Below are 18,770 nucleotides of genomic sequence, written 5' to 3'. Positions count from 1 at the left end.
ACAACACAACATTATTATGGAATACGGTAAAATTAAATGGTTTGATGCACAAAAAGGTTTTGGTTTCATCGAACCCGACAATGGTGGAAAAGATATCTTTGTTCACCGCAACAATATTCAAAACCTTGGATTTGAAGAGGGGCTCGCCGATGGTGAGGAAGTAGAATATGATGTTGAAGAAACTCCTAAAGGCCTTAGTGCTGTAGAAGTTTCTCGAGTAGGCTAATTTAGTCTTTAGCTTTTAAACCCCGCCTTATCTTAAGTGCGGGGTTTTTTTATATCCAATAATTAGGAGTTGATGTTATGGAAGACAAAAAATTTGATCTTATCCTTATAGGCGCTACAGGTTTTACAGGGAAAAGAGCTGCCCGTTACTTAAGCAACCATGCACCAAAAGATTTAAAATGGGGGATTGCAGCTCGAAATGAGCATAAATTGCAAAAAGTAGCCGGTTTGTTAGATATCACTGCTGATCGATGTTTTATTGTTGATACCACTGAAAAAAGTCAGGTTGAAGATGTGGTTAGTCAATCCAAAATTATTATGACCACTGTTGGGCCTTTTTCCTTGTACGGTGAAAATGTTATAGCCGCATGTGCCAAATTCGGAACTCATTATTTAGATATCACCGGAGAAGTAGGATTCATAAAAAAAATGAAAGAAAAATATGGTGAAACTGCTCAGCAAAACGGTGCTAAAATCATCCCCTTTTCCGGCTTCGACAGCGTGCCCGCTGATATATCAGCTTATTTGCTGAGTCAGGAGTTCAATAACCCTGACAAGCTTACTCTTACATCTTATTATAGTATCAGTGGGGGTTTTAATGGAGGTACCATAGCTACCATGCTTCACAAATTTGAATCCGGGGAATATAAAGAAATGTCCAATCCGGCTCTTCTTTTGGACGATTCAAGTTTGCAAATTCACAAACCGGAATATCAGAATTTCTTTGGATATAACAGGAAAATTCACCGATGGACTGCCCCCTTTATAATGAGTGCTATAAACTCTAAAGTGGTTTATAAAAGTGCCTCACTTATACAGAAAAACTCATCTCCTTATGCAAAAAGTATTTCATATAATGAGCAGATGTCTCTCGGAAAATGGTATAACCCATTACCCTTCTTTGTTGTTTCTCTGATTTTGCTTTCTATAAATTTACTTGGTCCCTACGGGTGGTTTCGAAGTATCTTAAGAAAGATCATGCCGGCTCCCGGTGAAGGTCCTTCAGAACAAGAAATTGAACATGGATTTTTTAAAATGCATACATTTGCAATAGATTCAGAAGGGACAGAAAAAAGTCTTAAAGTTTACTATCCCGGTGACCCCGGTAATAAATCTACGGTATTCTTTCTGTGTGAATCTGCTTTGCTGTTAGCCTTAAATCCTGATAAATTTTCCTCGGGATCAGGTTTTCTTACCCCAGTAGCAGCTTTCGGAAACCATTTAGTTGATCATTTACAAAGCAGAGGATTAAATTTAGAACGTATCACTTAATTCTTCTCCTAATAAGTACCTGAATCTTTCTTTTAGTAGATTGAACTGATTCAATTTTACAGAGCTTTACGAGGCTGTATCATTTTTTTTCAAATATGAATGGTAAGGTTGCTTAAAATTGGTTCAGTAATTTTAATAATTGATCAAGCAAGGGCATGAAAATTTCCAAATTGTTAGTACTTATAACAATTGGCTTACTATTTATTTCCTGTAATAACCCAAAAGATATTACAGAGGATAATGTATCCCGCATCATCAGAACTATAAGTGCTGATGAGATGATGGGCAGACATGCATTCAGTAAAGAAATTGAAAAGACGGTTCAATTCATTGAAAATGAATTTTCTGAAATAGGACTTCAACCGCTTCCAGGTAGTAATGGGTATCGCCAGAACTTTGTAGTCTATTCTATAAGCCCGGCTGAAGTATCAATACGCATTAATGAGACTAATCTTAATAATGATGATCAATATTTTGGGCTATTGAACACCGAAGAACTGGACTGGAATACCGAAAATGCAGATATAGTTTACATCTCTTCTGAGGATAATTTCAGAAACCTTTTCAGGGAATTCTCATCTGACAGCTCCTCGTCCCTGATTGTAGTTGCTGAAGAACATTCAAAGTGGTTCCACCGATACCGATCCTTTTTCTCCAGATTCAACCGTACTATGAATTTGGATGACAAACCAAGCGATATATTTGTTCTTTTTGATAGTTCCGTCGAGTCATTGAATATGAGCTGGCAAAATAATGTTGAAACTATCGACTTGCATAATATTGCGGGGATGGTCGAAGGACATCGTACGGATGAAATAGTGCTATTTTCCGCTCATTACGACCATATAGGCGTTATATCGTCCACAAATCAGGATTCTATTGCAAACGGGGCAAATGACAATGCTTCCGGTGTGTCGGGTGTTGTTGAACTGGCCCGGTATTTTGAAAGTCGTCCTAAACCGAAGCGAACTTTATATTTCGTTGCTTTTGCCGGTGAAGAAGTAGGCGGATATGGGGCAAGGCATTTCTCAGAGCAAATAAATCCTGATGAGATAGTGGCTATGATTAATATGGAAATGATTGGCAAACCTGCTATTGAAGGACCTAACACAGCTTGGATAACCGGCTTTAATCGTTCTAACCTTGGTGAAATATTTCAAGAATATACAGAAGGTGATTTTGAGTTTTACCCCGACCCTTATCCACAACAAAATCTATTTTACAGATCTGATAACGCAACGTTAGCTCGCTTAGGTGTTCCTGCTCATAGCATTAGCACCACTCCTATTGATGTTGATCAGGATTATCATAAAGTCTCGGATGAATTTAAGACTCTCAACATATCTCACACCACAAATACCATCCGTGCCATCGCGAATGCCTCTAAAGTAATTATTTCAGGGAAAGAGACCCCAACTCGTATTTCTTTGGAATCAGAGGATAACTGAAAATAACACTATAATCCGTACCACGGTTGTGTTATAGCATGAATAGATCCTCTTCTCCTAAGTAAACCTCTACAGTCAATTCCTATGATCTTCCGTCCCGGAAAATATTTTTTAAATAACTCCAAAGCTTTTTCATCATTCTCTTTGCGGTACAAAGGAACCAGCACTACTCCATTGGCAATATAAAAATTGCAATAACTGGCCAAAATATAATTAGTCGAATCGTTCTCTGTTTCATTTAATTTGAATTTAGTGAGTGGTAAAGTTTCTATCCGCAAAGGTGTACCATCACTCAATGTTACCTCTCTGAGTATCTCAAGGTTTTGTTGAAGCAGTTCATAATTCTCATCACTTTTATCACTCGTAACTAAAGCCAAAACAGTGGTCCTGTTAATCCATCTCGCCACATTATCCACATACTGTTTCGTTTCACCGCCAAGCAAGCCTGATTTTAGCCATATAATCTGATCTGCGCCGGTGTGTTTCTTCAGCTGGTCTTGCTTATGATTTTTTACTAAATCAGGGAAGGTCGACTTCGTTGTCAATAAGCACCCCACTCCATTTGAGTCTATTTTTCCGCCTTCCAATTCCATTTCCGGATTTATCATAGACAAACCAAATTTTTGAGCCACATAGTGAGGAACGTTAGAATTTGCTATCCCGAAAACCAAAAATCCCTCTTTTGATTTGACAAAAAAAGGCCCACTATCCCGAGCCCATATATCATTAACCTTCTCCTGATGAATAATAACTCGATCCAAATCTACCGCTTTGGTCGAAAGTTTTTGCATTACCCTGTTTCGAATCTCCAAATTATCAACAAACAGGTGCACAGGCTCATAAAAGTGAAACTCTTCTATAATATTGCAATATATCTCCTCCACTTTCTCCAAGCTTTCGATAGTCCATTTTTCATTATTCGATGGCCAATGCAATTGGGTAGCACTATGGCGAGACCATTCGGCCGGTACTGTATATGTTTTCGTCAAACCCTGCTTCTTTTGATTCAGATTCACCTGTATTTCATAATAGGTTATTTGAGTAAATAATAATGTTTACTCCGAAAAGAATTCGCATCCGGGAAGCATAATTATTTAATTTCCTTATTTTTTCATTAAATCTTCAAATTTATCGTTCATATTTAAGTGATTTTATGAAAGAACATAAGTATGAAAAGCGCTTCCATAAAAAACCATTAAAGCTTTCATTATTAATGAAATTAAGCTATTTAGGTTAAAATTCACCCTTCAAATGCTTACCTTTCGAACTCTTAAAAAAACAACCAAAAACACAGCATGAGCGTAGATTACAAATCTCACCCAAAAAGTAAAAAGGGACTCGATTATTTGGGTCTGGAAAACAACGAAAATGTATTTTGGAACCTTTCTCCTGCCGAATTATATGAACAGGCTATTACCCGTGGAGAGGCTATCCTAACAAAAGATCATGCCCTCAGGGTTTTGACCGGGCAATATACCGGACGATCTCCCAAAGATAAATTTATTGTAGATCAGCCTTCCATTCATGATGATATTGACTGGGGTGAAATTAATCAGCCCATTTCTGAAGAAGTTTTTGACAACCTGTTTGAGAAAACAAAAAATTACCTGCAAGACAAAGACCTTTTTGTAAAAGACCTTTATTGCGGAGCTGACGAGAATAACCGGCTAAATGTTCGGGTAGTAAGTGAAGCCGCTTATCATGGGCTTTTTTCTCACAATATGTTTATTAACCCAACAGATGAAGAGTTAGAAACTCACGAGCCGGAATTTACGGTGCTTGCTGCTCCGCACTTAAAAGCAGATCCAGAAATAGACGGTACGCGAACCAGTACCTACATCCTTTGTAATTTTGAAAAGAAAATTATTCTGATTGGAGGAACTTTATACTCAGGTGAAGTGAAAAAAGGCATTTTTGGAGTAATGAATTACCTGCTCCCCAAGAAAGGAGTTATGGCCATGCACTGCTCTGCAAATCACGATGAAAATGGGAAGACTGCCGTGTTCTTTGGCCTTTCAGGAACCGGAAAAACCACGCTGTCAGCTGATCCTGACAAAACATTAATTGGTGATGATGAACACGGGTGGAGCGATGAAGGTACTTTCAATTTTGAAGGTGGATGCTATGCTAAGACCATCAACCTTTCTGAGGAGAATGAACCGCTGATTTATGCAACCACAAAAATGCCGGGTACTATCCTCGAAAACGTAGTATTGGATAAAAACAGAGAGCCGGATTTTGATGATGTAAGTCTTACTCAAAATACCCGCTGCTCATATCCCCTTGAGTTTATACCGAACGCGAGTGAAACCGGAAAAGGCGGACATCCTGAAAACATAATTTTCTTAACCGCTGATGCATTTGGCGTGTTACCTCCAATCTCAAGGTTAACTCCTGAACAAGCTATGTATCACTTCATAAGTGGATACACAGCTAAAGTTGCAGGAACCGAACGTGGAGTCACCGAACCACAGGCTACTTTTTCAGCTTGTTTTGGAGCTCCTTTTATGCCTCTCCATCCAACGGTTTACGCCGAATTGCTGGCAGATAAAATTCGCAAACATGGATCTACAGTATGGCTGGTAAACACCGGATGGACCGGCGGTGAATATGGAACCGGTCACCGAATGAAGCTACCTCATACCCGACGAATGCTCAGTGAAGCTATTGCCGGCAATCTCGATGATGGTGACTTTGTTACCGATCCCGTATTTGGTGTGGAAGTTCCAACTGCTGTAGATGGTGTCCCTTCAAATGTTCTGGTTCCAAGAGATACTTGGGTAGATAAAGATGCTTATGATGCCAAAGCCAAGGAACTTGCATCTATGTTTGTTGAAAACTTCAAGCAGTTTGCCGATGAAGCAAGTGAAGAACTGCTAAATGCAGCTCCTAAAATAGATTAAGCATTAGCAGGAAAAATTATTTATCAAAAAACCCGCTTTATACTGTAAAGCGGGTTTTTTATTTCCGTTCTTAGTATTAAATCTTGGGCCTATTCCTCTGCCAGGGCGTTTAGTTTCTCAAGATTATCCTGAACTCGAAGTGCTTCAATAGCCTCATCAATACCGCCTTTTAAAATGTTATCCAAATCATAGAGGGTGAGGTTTATACGGTGATCCGTAAATCTGCCCTGAGGGAAATTATAGGTCCTTATTTTTGCAGATCGGTCTCCAGTTGACACCTGGCTCTTTCGCTCCGCTGCACGTTCTTTTTGTTTTTGCTCGAGTTCAATATCGTACATCTTTGCCCGCAGCATCGTCATTGCTTTTTCTTTGTTTTGATGCTGTGAGCGTTCTTCCTGGCATTCGACTACAATTCCTGTGGGCTCGTGGGTCAGCCGAATAGCAGAATCGGTTTTGTTAACGTGCTGCCCCCCGGCTCCACTGGCACGAAAAGTATCAACCCGTACATCTCCCATATTTACATCGATATCCACCTCTTCAACTTCGGGGAGAACAGCAACCGTTGCAGCTGAAGTATGGACGCGACCCTGGCTTTCAGTTTCAGGAACTCGCTGTACACGGTGAACCCCACTTTCGTACTTCATCTTCCCAAAAACTTCCTCACCTTCCAGGCTAAACACAATTTCCTTATATCCCCCTTTCTCAGATTCGGCGATATTCATCAAATTCATTTTCCAGCCTTGCTTATCTGAGTAGCGGCGATACATGTCAAACAAATCACCAGCAAAAATAGCGGCCTCATCTCCCCCTGTGCCTGCACGAATCTCAACTATGGCATTCTTGGAATCTTCGGGATCTTTTGGAATCAGCTTCATTTTGATCTCTTCCTCAAGCTCGGCTAATTCCTGCTTAATATCCTTATTCTCCTCCCGGGCCATTTCGGTGATTTCGGCATCCTCATTCATCTCAATGAGCTCCTTATTGCCTTCCTGCCGGTTTTTCAGATCTCTCCAAGTGTCATAGTCTTGGACTAATTCCTCGAGATCACTTCTTTCTTTGGTCAGCTCAGTATATCTATCAGGGTTGTCAAACACAGCCGGGTCACTCATTGCTGCATTCACTTCTTCGAACCTTGATTTGATTTGCTTTAGCTTTTCTTCTATATCCATATTTGGGGCTTAATTTTCAGTCCTGAAATTAAGCAATTCACGGATGGATTAATAAAAAGAAAGTCAGAGTAGCTCTTCGATTTAGTTACATCTTCTAATCTCTCAATATTTTTTAACTCTTTAAAAATTATAACATCGTATATCAAATTTCTTACCTTCAAAAGAAAAAATATGTCACGTACATCCATCCCCTCAAACCTCAAACTTGGCTTTTTAGGTGCCGGTCAACTGGCTCGAATGAGTTCCCTGGAAGCCTTTCGATTTGGAATTCAGGTAGCAGTATTTTCAGACCGAACTGAAAATGAACCGGTTCAATTTATGACCCCCTATTCAACCTCCGGTTCTTTTGACTCTGTGGATGATATGGTTGAATTTGCTAAAGGCTGTGATGTCATCACCCTCGAAAATGAATTCATCAGCTCAGATATCCTGGCGGAAGTTCAAGAAAAAAGCGGTACACCTATTTATCCATCTCCAGACACTTTTTCACTGATCGAGAATAAGTTGATCGAAAAGCAAACGTTTGAAAAAGCCGGTATTCCTGTAACTCCTTATCAGATTGTTGATGATGAATCTTCACTAAAGGAATTTGGAGAGCTTTACGGATGGCCCTTTATGCTGAAATCTTCCAAAGGTGGGTATGATGGATATGGAAACGAGACCGTGCATAACTTGGAAGAGGCAAAAAAAGCATTTATAAATCTCGGTGGTGATAAAGGACAAGATATACTTGCCGAAGCTTTTGTTGATTTTACTAAGGAACTTGCCGTGCAGGTAGCCCGAAATGAAACGGGAACCGTAGTTTATCCATGTTGCGAAACCGTGCAAAAAAATCATATTTGTGTGGCTGTTCTCTCTCCCGCTCCTGTTAAAGATACATTCCAAAATAAAGCTCAAGAGCTTGCTCTTAAAGCCACAGAGGCTATTGACGGTAAAGGAATTTTTGCTTACGAGTTTTTCCTTACTTCAGATGGAGACATACTCTTAAACGAGTCTGCTCCACGCCCACATAACTCCGGTCATTACACTATTGAGGGAACGGTAACTTCTCAGTTCGAAAATCATGTAAGAGCTGTTTTAGGACTTCCTCTGGGATCAACCCAACTAAACAAACCTGCCGCAGCTATGATCAACCTCTTGGGAGTTCACCAAAGACCGGCAGAAACGGATCATGTTGAAGAACCTCTTTCCACTGAAAATGGCCATCTTCATGTGTACGGAAAAGTAGACAGCAAAGTTGGACGAAAGATGGCACATTATACGCTGCTGGGTGAAAACCTAGAAGAAACGTATAAGAAAGCAATGCATGTGACCCGTAAAATCGAAATTTGAAATTCTGAATTCTGAATTCTGAATTCTATATTCCCACAGTACATTTAAAATCAACCAATTACTGAATAATGAGCAATCCACTTGTCGGCGTAGTGATGGGCAGCGATAGCGACTGGTCCACGATGAAAGAAGCTACTGAAATTTTAGATCACTTTGGGGTTCCGTATGAAAAGCGTGTTGTTTCCGCACATCGCACTCCGGATGTAATGGCGAATTATGGTAAAGAAGCTCGTGACAGAGGAATCAAAGTGATTATTGCAGGTGCAGGCGGTGCTGCGCATCTTCCCGGTATGTTAGCCAGCCACACTACTTTACCTGTGATTGGTGTTCCGGTTAAAACTTCAGCTCTTGGTGGGGTAGATAGCCTCTATTCGATAGTACAGATGCCTAATGGTATCCCGGTTGCTACTGTGGCTATTGGAAAAGCAAAAAATGCAGGCTTACTTGCGATTAGGATGCTGGGAGTAAATGATGAAGGATTGGCTCAAAAACTGGAAGCCTATCATAAAGAAATGGCGGATGAGTCAATGAAAAAAACGGAGAATTTGAAATAAATATTTCTTTTCTCAATCCTTTGTGAATGCTTTAAAATAGCTTACTTTCATAAATGGAATGAATTTGTTGTCCTCAATAAGTTTTTCCAACTTTCAATTTTTAAAAACAGATTTATAGACTATGAATATTTATATAGGCAATCTAAGTTATGATGTAACCAGTGAACAACTTAGAGAAGTGTTTGAGGCTTACGGTTCTGTAAGCTCAGCAAAAGTTATAACCGATCGTAATTCAGGACGTTCCAAAGGATTTGGTTTCGTTGAAATGGATAATAAAGCAGAAGCAGAAGCAGCTATTGAACAACTGGACGGTGCTGAAATTGACGGTCGCCCGGTTAAAGTTAACGAAGCGAAGCCTCGCGACTAAAATCAGATATGATTTTAATTTTTTTTAAAAGCCTTTTCCTACCGGAAAGGCTTTTTTTTTGAAAAAAATAAAGTGCAAAGCAACTTTCTCTATTTTTTTCAGTAAAGTTATCAAGTAAATTTTTAAAGAAATGGAGACTATAAAATGATTATGACGACAAGCCAAAACCTGGATCACAAAGAAGTAAAAAAATATCTTGGCATTGTAACAGGTGAGGCTATACTTGGAGCTAATATTTTTAAAGATTTCTTTGCTGGAATTCGGGATATCGTTGGTGGACGATCCGGAGCTTATGAAAAAGAATTACAGTCTGCACGAAAACTGGCTTTCGAAGAAATGGAAATGAAAGCCGATAGCGTGGGTGCAAATGCCATCATAGCCATAGATATTGATTATGAGACCATTGGAGCGAACGGGAGCATGCTGATGGTTTCAGTAAGTGGAACTGCCGTCTTAGCAGAATAGGTTTTAGGAGTAAGGCATTAGGTGTTAGAACTCGCAATCAAAATTAATGGCTGCTATGTTCAGAGATATAAGTGACTGTTCAATTCACTTAACTTTACCTAAAGCCTTGCCCCTAACAACTAAAACCTATTCACCCAAACATATCTTTCATTCTTGAGAAGAAGTTCTTCGTGTTTTCATCGGCGTTTGAGGCATCGAAATTATCGGATCCTCTGAGTGACTCAATAGCTTGCTTCTCGGAATCAGATAGTTTCTCAGGGACATATACATTAATACGCACGTATTGATCACCTTCCCCGGAGTTGTTTAATCCCTTGATGCCACGACCTCTCATCCGCAGCATTTTTCCGGGTTGTGTTCCGGGGTCTATTTTCAGCTTAGCTTTTCCTTTGAGTGTGGGGACCTGAACCTGAGTGCCCAAAATGGCATCCGGTAAACTAAGGGTTAGGTTATAATAGATATTATTGCCATCACGCTGAAAATGTTCGTGCTCTTTTTCTTCGATCAGAACAATTAAATCACCGGCTGATCCTCCTCTCCGGCCTGCATTTCCTTGTCCTCTGAGCGTAATATAATTTCCATTTGATACTCCGGACGGAATGTTAACCTTAATCATTTCTTCGCCTTTAATCCGTCCTTCACCGGAACATTTGTCACATTTGTCCTTAATAATCCGGCCATCTCCATTACACTCCGGACAGGCTTGTACGTTCACCATTTGCCCAAGCATAGTTCGAGTAACTTGTCGAACTTCCCCCATACCTTTACAGGTAGAGCAGGTCTCAAAATCTGAATTGGTCTTGGCCCCGGTTCCTCCACAAGAATCACATTTAATCTGCTTTTTAATCTTCAGTTTCTTCTCGGCACCAAAGGCAATCTCCTCCAAAGTCAGCGGCATGCGGATTTTCATATCAGACCCCGGCTGCCCCGGTTCATTTCGTCGACGGGAACGACCACGTCTCCCACCGCCACCGAATGCTTCCTCTCCGAAAAAGCCGGAACCAAAAATATCTCCAAATCGACTAAAGATATCTTCAAAGCCCATATTATCGAAGTCAACTCCGGCACCACCACCGCCAAAGCCTCCCTGACCGTTTACTCCGGCATGGCCAAACTGATCGTACTTAGCCTTTTTCTGAGGGTCTTTCAGCACCTCATAGGCTTCCGAAGCTTCCTTAAATTTCTTTTCCGCTTCAGCATCCCCTTTATTTCTATCGGGGTGAAATTTCATAGCCTTTTTTCGATAAGCCTTTTTTATTTCAGATTCTGAAGCGTCTTTATCAACTCCAAGTATTTCGTAATAATCTCTTTTAGTAGACATAAATTAGGTTATTCGCTTACAATTACTTTGGCATGACGAATGGTACGGTCACCAATTTTATAGCCGCTTTCCAGGATTTGAAGAACCACATCACTTCCGGTTTCCTCATCGGGAGCGGGTTGTTTCATCATGGCGTCATGTAGGTTTACATCGAATGGGACACCGGTATCGTCAATTCTTTCAACACCGTGTTTTTCAAGAACATTTTTAAATTTTGAAGCCACCATCTGAACACCTTCCAGAAAACTGTCTTCAATCTCAGATTCTTCTGCGGCTTTGAGTGTTCTGAGAAGATCATCTGCAATAGGCATAAAATCTTCAAGTGCACCAGCTTTTGCTTCCTCAAATAGCTGAATTCGTTCCCTCTGTACTCTCTTGCGCACGTTTTCGAGTTCGGCTGCCTTTCTCAGTAAACTGTCTTTTGTTGATGCTAATTCACCTTCAAGCTCTTCAATTTTCAAGTCTTTTTCATCGGCTTCTGGTGCTTCATCATTTTCTTGTGAAATTTCCTCATCAGAATGCTGAGACTTTTCAACAGCCTCTTCTTCGTTCGTTATTTTTTCTTCTGAAATATTTTCTTTACTCATTGATGTTTAATCTATCTGTGTAAAATTCTTGATTTTTTAATATCTGACAATACTTGAGCAAATAACATGCCATCTATTCTTGTAAACCAATGAAATGTCAAACTTACCCCATTTTGTCATCAGTGCAGAAATTTGACATAAAAAAACCCCGAACTTAACAACTGTTAAGCCGGGGTTTAAAAGAAAATTTATTTGTTATGAACCAATCTGACTTACACAATTTCCTGCACAAACTTGTACACTTGGTAAGTTCAGTACATCCACTTCCGGTAGGTTTGAGCCAAAAGTTTCTTCAACCGTTTCGAGAATATCGTTTACTAACAATGCATTCCCTCTTTGGTTGGGATGAATACCATCTGTAGAAAATACTCCATTTGGACTAAAGTCTGGCTGTAGCTGGGTTCCAACTACCCGAACACCTAATCCGCTACCATCCAAACCAAATAAATCTTTAAATATACCATTGGCTTCATTAGTACTGTGGAAAGCAATACGAGTTGAGCTGGCATTCGCCCCCTGTACAACCTGAGCCATGATGGCATTAAAAGTCTGACGAGAAGTTTTAATCTGAATGATTTCATCACTTGTCAGCGTGTATTGATCTCCCAAAGGTACTACAACACCAATTTGAGATTGAGGATTATTGGGGTCAGCTAAAGTTCCTAGAACAGATCCTGCTGTTAATAATACCAACTCGTCACCCAATTGAGGAATATTACCCTGCATAGGTCTTGCCTGCTCATATGGAGCTAAAGCTGCTCTTTGTTCGGGTGAAATAGCCCCAGCAGCCAATAACATGTCAAATTTGGGACCTAAATCTTCCAAATTGTCATCATTAATGAGAATTGGATTTGCTCCAGCTTGGTAATTGACCTTCCGCATTGCCGCATCTTCAGCATCATGACCAAGGTTAGCAACAATTGCGTCCAGTGCAGCATTAAATCCTGCAAAGGCTGCATTAAGAGCATCTGCTGTTGACTGATCCAGTTCAATTTGATCATAACTCACCGCTCTAAAATATGGAATAGCTAATAATGGCGGAATATCAATGACTACCCCTTTTAGGTTAGGAACCTGCATCAAATTATTTATGACTGCACTAAATCGCTGTTGATAGTCACCTTGTGAAGTAAGTATAGCACTATTCGTTCCTCCGCTAACTGCATATCCCAACACATCATTATTTCCAATCCATAAAGAGAAAAATGATGGGTTTGCACTAATAGCATCACCTAGTATGGTTGAACCTGTTTGCCCATCTTGGCTTGGTGAGCTTGCAAAACGTGCATAAAAAGGACTGTATGCAGGATTTTGAGCAATATCAGGACCTCCTGTTGCGGGAGTCAATAGCTGACCTATCTGGATACCGGGAACACCAAAGTTGTTCAATTCAGCCGTATTGCCAACATATGGGGTAATAGGATCACCTCCGATAACAGGAGAAGGCCCCGGAATGCTGGTATCTAACTTGAAGCGTCCCAAGATTGCTCCGTTCTGTGGGTTTTCTACTGCTGTATTAAATCCATTCTCTGAATCAATATCAGGCTGGTTGAAGTTTTCAGTTCCTCCTACCACTTCAAATTGGGAGTTCATCATAGCTGCTACAGAGTTCTCCTGTCCCTCATTATAAAGGGCAGCATCCATGTAACCGGCGGTTAGCGAATTACCAATAGCCACATAGTTGCTGAAATCAGCATCTCCGGCTGTATAGTTTTCAGTTGAACCTCCCGGAGGTGGATTATTCTCGAGACGATCGTCAATTAGGTCTTGTTCCTGACCTTCACATCCCGCAAAAATGAATGCGGTTACTAAAAGTAATTTTGATAGTTGTTTTAAACGTTTCATAATAAATCTCTTTTTTAATTAGTTCAGGAATTGATCAAATGTGAGGGAGAAATAGTAAATGGCTCCCATTCTCGGATTACCAAATGAAGTTGTGTATCGCTCATTAAGTATATTGCTTCCTCCTAATTTTAGAATGGTATTGAAGTCAGAAAGTTTATAGCTGACTTGTGCATCAAGCGTACCATAAGCGGGCACTACACCGGCTCCAAATGAGGATTCCCAGAAAAATGCATCCTGCCATCGGTATGTGGTATTGAAGCCTACATTATCAAATAGACTTCGGTTTTCCAGGCGCAGGTTATATCTCCATTCCGGAGTATTATAGCTGGCGCGGAATCCTTGATCGATCAGATCTTCCTGATCCAGCAGTTCATTGTAGGATACGTTACCACCAACTAAAAAGCCTTTTGGCAACGAATATTCTAAGTTGACGCCCCAACCGTGTGAGTCAACAGTACCATCGGCATTTACGTCAAATCCGTATTCCTGTGTGGGAACACCGCCATTAATAATAGCATCTTGTCCTGCTTCACTATTAGGATCAAAACTACCGGGGTCACTTGTAAGCCCGTTTGGAACTCCCTGGACAAATTGAATTTCAGCTATGAAATCCGTGTACGAGCTGTAGTAGTAATAAGCATCAACCATGAGTTTATCCCACAGCATAGCTTTGTACCCTACTTCGTAAGTTTCAACTTTTTCCGTGTCGAATTCTTCAAATTCAACTGATTCCAAAGCTCCTCGTGCATCAGAGGAAGAACCACCACTATTTACAATTTCCTGAGCTTCCTCAACACTTTGAGCAGTATAAACCGTGTTGGTTTCAAATCTGTAACGGTCAACTAATGCCTGATTACTTCCTATAAGCAAGCGACTTACTACATCAAGGTTTATAAATTGATCTTGTGTGGTTGGGATACGGAATCCGGTTTGGTAAGAAGCACGGAAGTTGTGGTCCTCAGCAACGGTAAATGTTGCAGAGATTCGGGGAGAGAATTGTCCATCGAAATATTCGTTTTTATCATACCTGATAGAACCTTGCAAGGTAATTTGGTCATCTAATAACGTCTTGGATCCCTGAATGTAAGCTCCCCATTCGTTGATGTTAAACTCTTCCTGATTCTGGACATCTTCGTATGCAAACAGCGTTCCTTCCGAGTTCAAGTCATACATGCGGTAGTTTGCTCCACCGATCAATTCAATAGTTTCTGGGTCGATCACACTTGAGAAATTGTACATTCCTTCAGCGTGGTAGAGATCTGATTTATCAAGGAATAACGCCCCACCTTCTGCAATGGATAGTGAACGTAAGTCGCTGACCATCTCATCAAAGTTATCGGTGCCTGGCAAGTAATTCTGCTGACTTGCTGTTGCAACTTGTGCAGCCTGTGCGTGAGCTTCATCAACAGTATCGCCTTGTGTTCTAGCATCAGCAAATTCTTCAAAATACGGAAGAAGATAAGCCTCCTGATTTATCCGTGTTGCTACGGTATTGGCTGCATAGGAGTCTCCGGCATCTTCCTGTGTGGTATAAGCACGTAGAAAGAAATTTGGATTGCGAAGCTCAAACTTAGCCGTCCATATATTAAAGTCATCCAGTACAAATCGGTCATTTGCAGTATATACTGTACTACCAAAACCAATGTTGTATTGACCTAAAATTTCATAATTATCATTAATACGATAATGGAGGGCTGTTCCAAACTTTAAACTTTCTGTTGTGTTATCTACAAATTCTGATTCTCTAAAACCCGGAGCTGAAAAATTTCCGGCCGGTCCATCAGGAATGAGTGTACGAATAGCCGCGATTGATTCTCCTAATTCACCTCCACCGGCAATCACACCATCAGCAATGGAACCAAGGTTAAATATATCGTCACCATAAATATTTACTCCATTAAACACTCTGCGATCACCTCTCGGGTAGTCACCGCGTTCTACAATGCCACTTTGATCTCTGTAATCCTGGGCAACAAAATCCTGAGCTCTGAGATAAGAAGCAGTTACTTTGTAGGCGAATTTATTATTGACCACATTTCCATATCTAAAATCATAGCTTTGATATAGGGCCGGGTTTTCTTCAACCTGGCTGTCAATGTGATTAACTCCTTGCTTTACGCTGAATGAAAGTCCCTGATAATCGAATGGACTTTTACTGTTCATTAATAGAATTCCATTTAAGGCATTTGGCCCGTAAAGTGCTGAAGCCGAACCGGGAATTAATTCAGCACTTTCAAGATCAAGCTCTGAAATACCTACAATGTTACCAACAGAAAAGTTAAGACCCGGTGCCTGATTATCGATACCATCGATAAGCTGAACAAACCGGGTATTACCATTGGCGCCAAATCCACGGGTATTGATGGACTTAAAGGTCATACTTTGAGAACTGAAATCAACGCCTTGTAAATTTGAGATTGCATCATAAAAAGACGGGGAAGCAGCCGTTTGGATATCCAATACATCCATTTTTTCAATGGAAACCGGTGATTTTAGGATGCTTTCTTCAACCCTTGAAGCTGAAATTACTAAGTCACCTCCGGATACCGTTTCTTCTGTCAGCACGATTTCAAGATCTTCAACCACGGGTTGAGTTATTTCAACCTGTTGGGACTGAAAACCAACTATAGAAACCACTAAAGTTAAGGGAGGGTCTTGCTGTACCGTTAATTCGAAGCGTCCGTCTGTTCCGGTAGAAGTACCTACCACCTTACCTTCAACCCGAATATTGACTCCGGCCAACGGTATCCCTTCATCATCAGTAACTATACCTGATATTACTGTATCATCTTTTTTATTGGAAGCATATGTACTGACAGTACCTACAAACAGCGTAAATACCATACATAATGCTAAAATTCGTTGAATCATGTTGCTCATAATATTGATCCTTTAATTATTGTTTTTTTTTGGCCAATTCTACTCCATCTGTAAATTTGTATTCCCAACATTATAGGATAACTATTTGGCCATTTTTAATCATAACAAATAAAAGTCTGTTTTTAGGATAAATGCAAGCGCTTCCATTATTTTTATTCCTGCATAAAACCCCATCATGTATTATTCTTCAATCCTATCATTTAATATTAAAATAAGCCTTCAATGAACTTTAAAGCCTTTTTTTCAAATATATTCATACTAATAAATATTTCTTTACTGCTACTCTCGGGGTGTAATAACGATGTTAAAAAAGCTGAAAATCCAAATTCATCCCCTGAAATTGAGTCTATATCCTATCTTGCCCTGGGTGATTCCTATACTATCGGAACCGGAATAAATCCGGAACAGAGCTGGCCTTACCAACTCAGAGATTCGTTACAAACTCTTGATATTCCACTTCAGAAAACAGATATAATTGCTGTCAACGGCTGGACAACCGCGGATCTCCAAAATGGTATTAACGAAGCTAAACCTGATTCAGCTTATGATCTTGTATCCCTGTTAATTGGTGTGAACAATCAGTACCAAGGAATGGATATTGACTTCTATCGAAAAGAGTTCAGGGAATTACTGGAACAAGCAATTACTTTTGCTAATTCTGATGCGGATCGTATTTTTGTGATTTCAATTCCTAATTACGGGGTTACCCCTTTTGCAGAATCCCGAAATCCAGATGAAATACTGCAGGAAATTGAAACGTATAATGATATCGCTGAAAAAATTGCAGCTGAATACAATATCCCTATTGTGAATATAACCTCTATTTCTGAACTTGCTGCCAAAGATAGTACACTTTTAGCTTCAGATGAGCTTCATCCATCCGCCAAAATGTATGCAATGTGGGTAGAAAAAATGTTGCCAACGGTTACTCAAATTATACAGCCATGAAAAAATTTGCTCTGTTAAAATCGAGTCTTGCAAAAGATAACGATGAATCAAAGATATACACTACTGAGACTCCCGAATATAGAATTGGTATAGCTTTAGTACTTGCCATGTTTTTTAGCTATTACACTCTTGACCACCTAAACCTCAATATTCCAGAGTGGGGTGATTTTCTTATGGCAGCAGGAATGGTATTTGGCTATGGATTCGCCTTTACCTCACTTTTCCTTAGCCGACATGCCGGAAAAGTGAATATATCTCACCAACGGATTTCAATTCAGCCTAAAAAAAATCCTGAAAAATACCCCGACTCTCCCATTTATATTGATGAAAATTCGGAAATCAGGATCTACCTGATGAAGTCAATCAAATTTGGGTACCACCGCACGCTCTTGCATATGCAGGTTGCCAACGATGGGGATGAATCAAATTTTGGGATGCTTCTCAAAAACAAAGAGAAACATGAACAATATTTTGAACTGTTAGAAGGTTGGTACAGAGCCGGTTACGATGTTCATGAATTTGATCAATTGGGTAGCCGGATTTTCAAACTTAACGAAGGAACAAATTATGCAGATGTACAAAGGATTAAAAAAGAATATGGTATTGAATGGCAGTAAACTAAGCCGAATGGTTCTTACTTTCGGCCTCCTCCTGTTTGGGATGAGCTGCACCACCTTAGCTCAACAGCCTGCCAATGAACGCACCATCACCATTAATATGAGCGCGTCGGAGATGTTACCGGCTGATCTAATCATCTTTAACGTCAACATAAATGCTGAGGCAGAAACACCTCAACAGGCTTTTGAACTTCATAAGGAACACGAATCTTTACTTGCCGGCTTGCTACAAGATTTAAATATTAGTGAGGATAGTATTGATTATGAGCCAATCCGCATGAACCGAAGACAAGTCAGTAGCAATAGATATGGCAACGAAGAGCCTGAATATGTCACCTCAACAAACCAATCGGTGAGTATTACTTTCAGTGACTTTTCTTTGTATGAAGAAATACAACTTACCTTAATTGAAAATGGTTTTGACTCTTTCAGCGGTAGCTTTTCATCCACCAAAATAGCCGAGGGGAAAGAAAAAGCCCTAATTTCAGCTCTCCAGGCAGCTAGAGAACGGGCCGAGTTAATTGCTGAAACTTCGGGCATCTCCCTTGGACCGGTTTTATCCATCAACCATTCTGATCATTACGTAGGCATTCCGAATAAATCAACTTCAGCAGAAGTTATGTCCATGTCTAGAGATGCTTCTATGATGGATTTTTCCCAAACCGTAGAAGTGCGTGCCAACGTGAACATAAGTTATTTTATAGAGTAATTGTGATAAATGATTCTCGGTCTGACGGCTTGCCGTCCGTCTGACCGTTTTGGTGAATTCATACACTCCAGCCTTTCCAATCGATATCAATTCGAACTCCAAGCCTTCCTCATCGATCAGACGGCCCG

General features: G+C 40.2%; 17 protein-coding genes. 11 read left to right on the top strand and 6 right to left on the bottom strand.

Going from position 1 to position 18,770, the window contains the following annotated elements; genetic code table 11:
* Positions 1 to 16 precede the first annotated feature (16 nt).
* From RI561_RS10740 to RI561_RS10730, 3 genes are all read left to right on the top strand, one after another.
* On the top strand, positions 17 to 226 hold the full coding sequence (locus RI561_RS10740) for a cold-shock protein (protein WP_395080239.1): 210 nt from the start codon (positions 17 to 19) through the stop codon (positions 224 to 226).
* A gap of 77 nt (positions 227 to 303) precedes the next feature.
* Positions 304 to 1,497, top strand: coding sequence for a saccharopine dehydrogenase family protein (locus RI561_RS10735; RefSeq protein WP_395080238.1), 1,194 nt, complete (start codon positions 304 to 306; stop codon positions 1,495 to 1,497).
* A 155-nt stretch (positions 1,498 to 1,652) separates the two neighbouring features.
* Positions 1,653 to 2,945, top strand: a complete 1,293-nt coding sequence (locus tag RI561_RS10730) for a M20/M25/M40 family metallo-hydrolase (protein ID WP_395080237.1) — start codon at positions 1,653 to 1,655, stop codon at positions 2,943 to 2,945.
* Positions 2,946 to 2,953: 8 nt separating this feature from the next.
* Here RI561_RS10730 and RI561_RS10725 read toward each other — a convergent pair whose 3' ends face one another.
* Positions 2,954 to 3,934, bottom strand: coding sequence for an agmatine/peptidylarginine deiminase (locus RI561_RS10725; protein ID WP_395080236.1), 981 nt, complete (start codon positions 3,932 to 3,934; stop codon positions 2,954 to 2,956).
* A 306-nt stretch (positions 3,935 to 4,240) separates the two neighbouring features.
* Between RI561_RS10725 and RI561_RS10720 the strand changes: the two genes are divergently transcribed.
* Positions 4,241 to 5,848 (top strand): phosphoenolpyruvate carboxykinase, encoded by a 1,608-nt coding sequence (locus tag RI561_RS10720; protein ID WP_395080235.1) that lies wholly within the window; start codon positions 4,241 to 4,243, stop codon positions 5,846 to 5,848.
* Positions 5,849 to 5,937: 89 nt separating this feature from the next.
* Here RI561_RS10720 and prfA read toward each other — a convergent pair whose 3' ends face one another.
* The gene (prfA, locus tag RI561_RS10715; protein ID WP_395080254.1) at positions 5,938 to 7,011 is read right to left on the bottom strand and encodes a peptide chain release factor 1; all 1,074 of its coding nucleotides are present in this window, start codon (positions 7,009 to 7,011) and stop codon (positions 5,938 to 5,940) included.
* A 177-nt stretch (positions 7,012 to 7,188) separates the two neighbouring features.
* On the opposite strand from prfA, the gene RI561_RS10710 reads away from it, so the two are divergent.
* From RI561_RS10710 to RI561_RS10695, 4 genes are all read left to right on the top strand, one after another.
* Positions 7,189 to 8,349 (top strand): 5-(carboxyamino)imidazole ribonucleotide synthase, encoded by a 1,161-nt coding sequence (locus RI561_RS10710; protein ID WP_395080234.1) that lies wholly within the window; start codon positions 7,189 to 7,191, stop codon positions 8,347 to 8,349.
* A 68-nt stretch (positions 8,350 to 8,417) separates the two neighbouring features.
* Positions 8,418 to 8,903, top strand: coding sequence for a 5-(carboxyamino)imidazole ribonucleotide mutase (gene purE / locus RI561_RS10705; RefSeq protein ID WP_395080233.1), 486 nt, complete (start codon positions 8,418 to 8,420; stop codon positions 8,901 to 8,903).
* A 121-nt stretch (positions 8,904 to 9,024) separates the two neighbouring features.
* On the top strand, positions 9,025 to 9,270 hold the full coding sequence (locus RI561_RS10700) for an RNA recognition motif domain-containing protein (protein WP_395080232.1): 246 nt from the start codon (positions 9,025 to 9,027) through the stop codon (positions 9,268 to 9,270).
* 144 nt (positions 9,271 to 9,414) lie between these two features.
* Positions 9,415 to 9,735 carry a heavy metal-binding domain-containing protein gene (locus RI561_RS10695; protein WP_395080231.1) on the top strand — a complete coding sequence of 107 codons (321 nt, stop codon included), beginning with the start codon at positions 9,415 to 9,417 and terminating at the stop codon, positions 9,733 to 9,735.
* Positions 9,736 to 9,865: 130 nt separating this feature from the next.
* Here RI561_RS10695 and dnaJ read toward each other — a convergent pair whose 3' ends face one another.
* From dnaJ to RI561_RS10675, 4 genes are all read right to left on the bottom strand, one after another.
* Positions 9,866 to 11,056 (bottom strand): molecular chaperone DnaJ, encoded by a 1,191-nt coding sequence (dnaJ, locus tag RI561_RS10690; protein ID WP_395080230.1) that lies wholly within the window; start codon positions 11,054 to 11,056, stop codon positions 9,866 to 9,868.
* Positions 11,057 to 11,064: 8 nt separating this feature from the next.
* Entirely contained in the window at positions 11,065 to 11,643 is a 579-nt protein-coding gene (locus tag RI561_RS10685; protein ID WP_395080229.1) for a nucleotide exchange factor GrpE, read from the bottom strand.
* A gap of 195 nt (positions 11,644 to 11,838) precedes the next feature.
* Positions 11,839 to 13,488, bottom strand: a complete 1,650-nt coding sequence (locus tag RI561_RS10680; RefSeq protein ID WP_395080228.1) for a hypothetical protein — start codon at positions 13,486 to 13,488, stop codon at positions 11,839 to 11,841.
* Positions 13,489 to 13,506: 18 nt separating this feature from the next.
* The gene (locus RI561_RS10675; RefSeq protein ID WP_395080227.1) at positions 13,507 to 16,368 is read right to left on the bottom strand and encodes a TonB-dependent receptor; all 2,862 of its coding nucleotides are present in this window, start codon (positions 16,366 to 16,368) and stop codon (positions 13,507 to 13,509) included.
* A gap of 222 nt (positions 16,369 to 16,590) precedes the next feature.
* Here RI561_RS10675 and RI561_RS10670 point away from each other — a divergent pair, with 222 nt between their 5' ends.
* From RI561_RS10670 to RI561_RS10660, 3 genes are read left to right on the top strand one after another with little or no spacing between them, the layout of a single operon-like run.
* Positions 16,591 to 17,316 carry an SGNH/GDSL hydrolase family protein gene (locus tag RI561_RS10670; RefSeq protein ID WP_395080226.1) on the top strand — a complete coding sequence of 242 codons (726 nt, stop codon included), beginning with the start codon at positions 16,591 to 16,593 and terminating at the stop codon, positions 17,314 to 17,316.
* On the top strand, positions 17,313 to 17,933 hold the full coding sequence (locus tag RI561_RS10665; protein WP_395080225.1) for a hypothetical protein: 621 nt from the start codon (positions 17,313 to 17,315) through the stop codon (positions 17,931 to 17,933). Before RI561_RS10670 ends, RI561_RS10665 begins: the two co-directional genes overlap by 4 nt.
* Positions 17,890 to 18,642 carry an SIMPL domain-containing protein gene (locus tag RI561_RS10660; protein WP_395080224.1) on the top strand — a complete coding sequence of 251 codons (753 nt, stop codon included), beginning with the start codon at positions 17,890 to 17,892 and terminating at the stop codon, positions 18,640 to 18,642. Before RI561_RS10665 ends, RI561_RS10660 begins: the two co-directional genes overlap by 44 nt.
* Positions 18,643 to 18,770 lie beyond the last annotated feature (128 nt).

The sequence above is a fragment of the Gracilimonas sp. genome (genome assembly GCF_031581265.1).
In the GTDB taxonomy this organism is placed as follows: domain Bacteria; phylum Bacteroidota; class Rhodothermia; order Balneolales; family Balneolaceae; genus Gracilimonas.
Note: the sequence above shows the minus strand (reverse complement) of the source record. Positions and strands in the feature narration are given on the sequence as shown.

Bases quoted from the DNA above. Each gene is read 5' to 3' on its own strand.
- RI561_RS10700 (WP_395080232.1), top strand. From the start codon at position 9,025: ATGAATATTTATATAGGCAATCTAAGTTATGATGTAACCAGTGAACAA.
- RI561_RS10695 (WP_395080231.1), top strand. From the start codon at position 9,415: ATGATTATGACGACAAGCCAAAACCTGGATCACAAAGAAGTAAAAAAA.
- RI561_RS10685 (WP_395080229.1), bottom strand. From the start codon at position 11,643: ATGAGTAAAGAAAATATTTCAGAAGAAAAAATAACGAACGAAGAAGAG.
- RI561_RS10710 (WP_395080234.1), top strand. From the start codon at position 7,189: ATGTCACGTACATCCATCCCCTCAAACCTCAAACTTGGCTTTTTAGGT.
- RI561_RS10680 (WP_395080228.1), bottom strand. From the start codon at position 13,488: ATGAAACGTTTAAAACAACTATCAAAATTACTTTTAGTAACCGCATTC.
- RI561_RS10665 (WP_395080225.1), top strand. From the start codon at position 17,313: ATGAAAAAATTTGCTCTGTTAAAATCGAGTCTTGCAAAAGATAACGAT.
- purE (WP_395080233.1), top strand. From the start codon at position 8,418: ATGAGCAATCCACTTGTCGGCGTAGTGATGGGCAGCGATAGCGACTGG.
- RI561_RS10735 (WP_395080238.1), top strand. From the start codon at position 304: ATGGAAGACAAAAAATTTGATCTTATCCTTATAGGCGCTACAGGTTTT.
- RI561_RS10740 (WP_395080239.1), top strand. From the start codon at position 17: ATGGAATACGGTAAAATTAAATGGTTTGATGCACAAAAAGGTTTTGGT.
- RI561_RS10730 (WP_395080237.1), top strand. From the start codon at position 1,653: ATGAAAATTTCCAAATTGTTAGTACTTATAACAATTGGCTTACTATTT.
- dnaJ (WP_395080230.1), bottom strand. From the start codon at position 11,056: ATGTCTACTAAAAGAGATTATTACGAAATACTTGGAGTTGATAAAGAC.
- RI561_RS10675 (WP_395080227.1), bottom strand. From the start codon at position 16,368: ATGAGCAACATGATTCAACGAATTTTAGCATTATGTATGGTATTTACG.
- RI561_RS10720 (WP_395080235.1), top strand. From the start codon at position 4,241: ATGAGCGTAGATTACAAATCTCACCCAAAAAGTAAAAAGGGACTCGAT.
- RI561_RS10660 (WP_395080224.1), top strand. From the start codon at position 17,890: ATGTACAAAGGATTAAAAAAGAATATGGTATTGAATGGCAGTAAACTA.
- RI561_RS10670 (WP_395080226.1), top strand. From the start codon at position 16,591: ATGAACTTTAAAGCCTTTTTTTCAAATATATTCATACTAATAAATATT.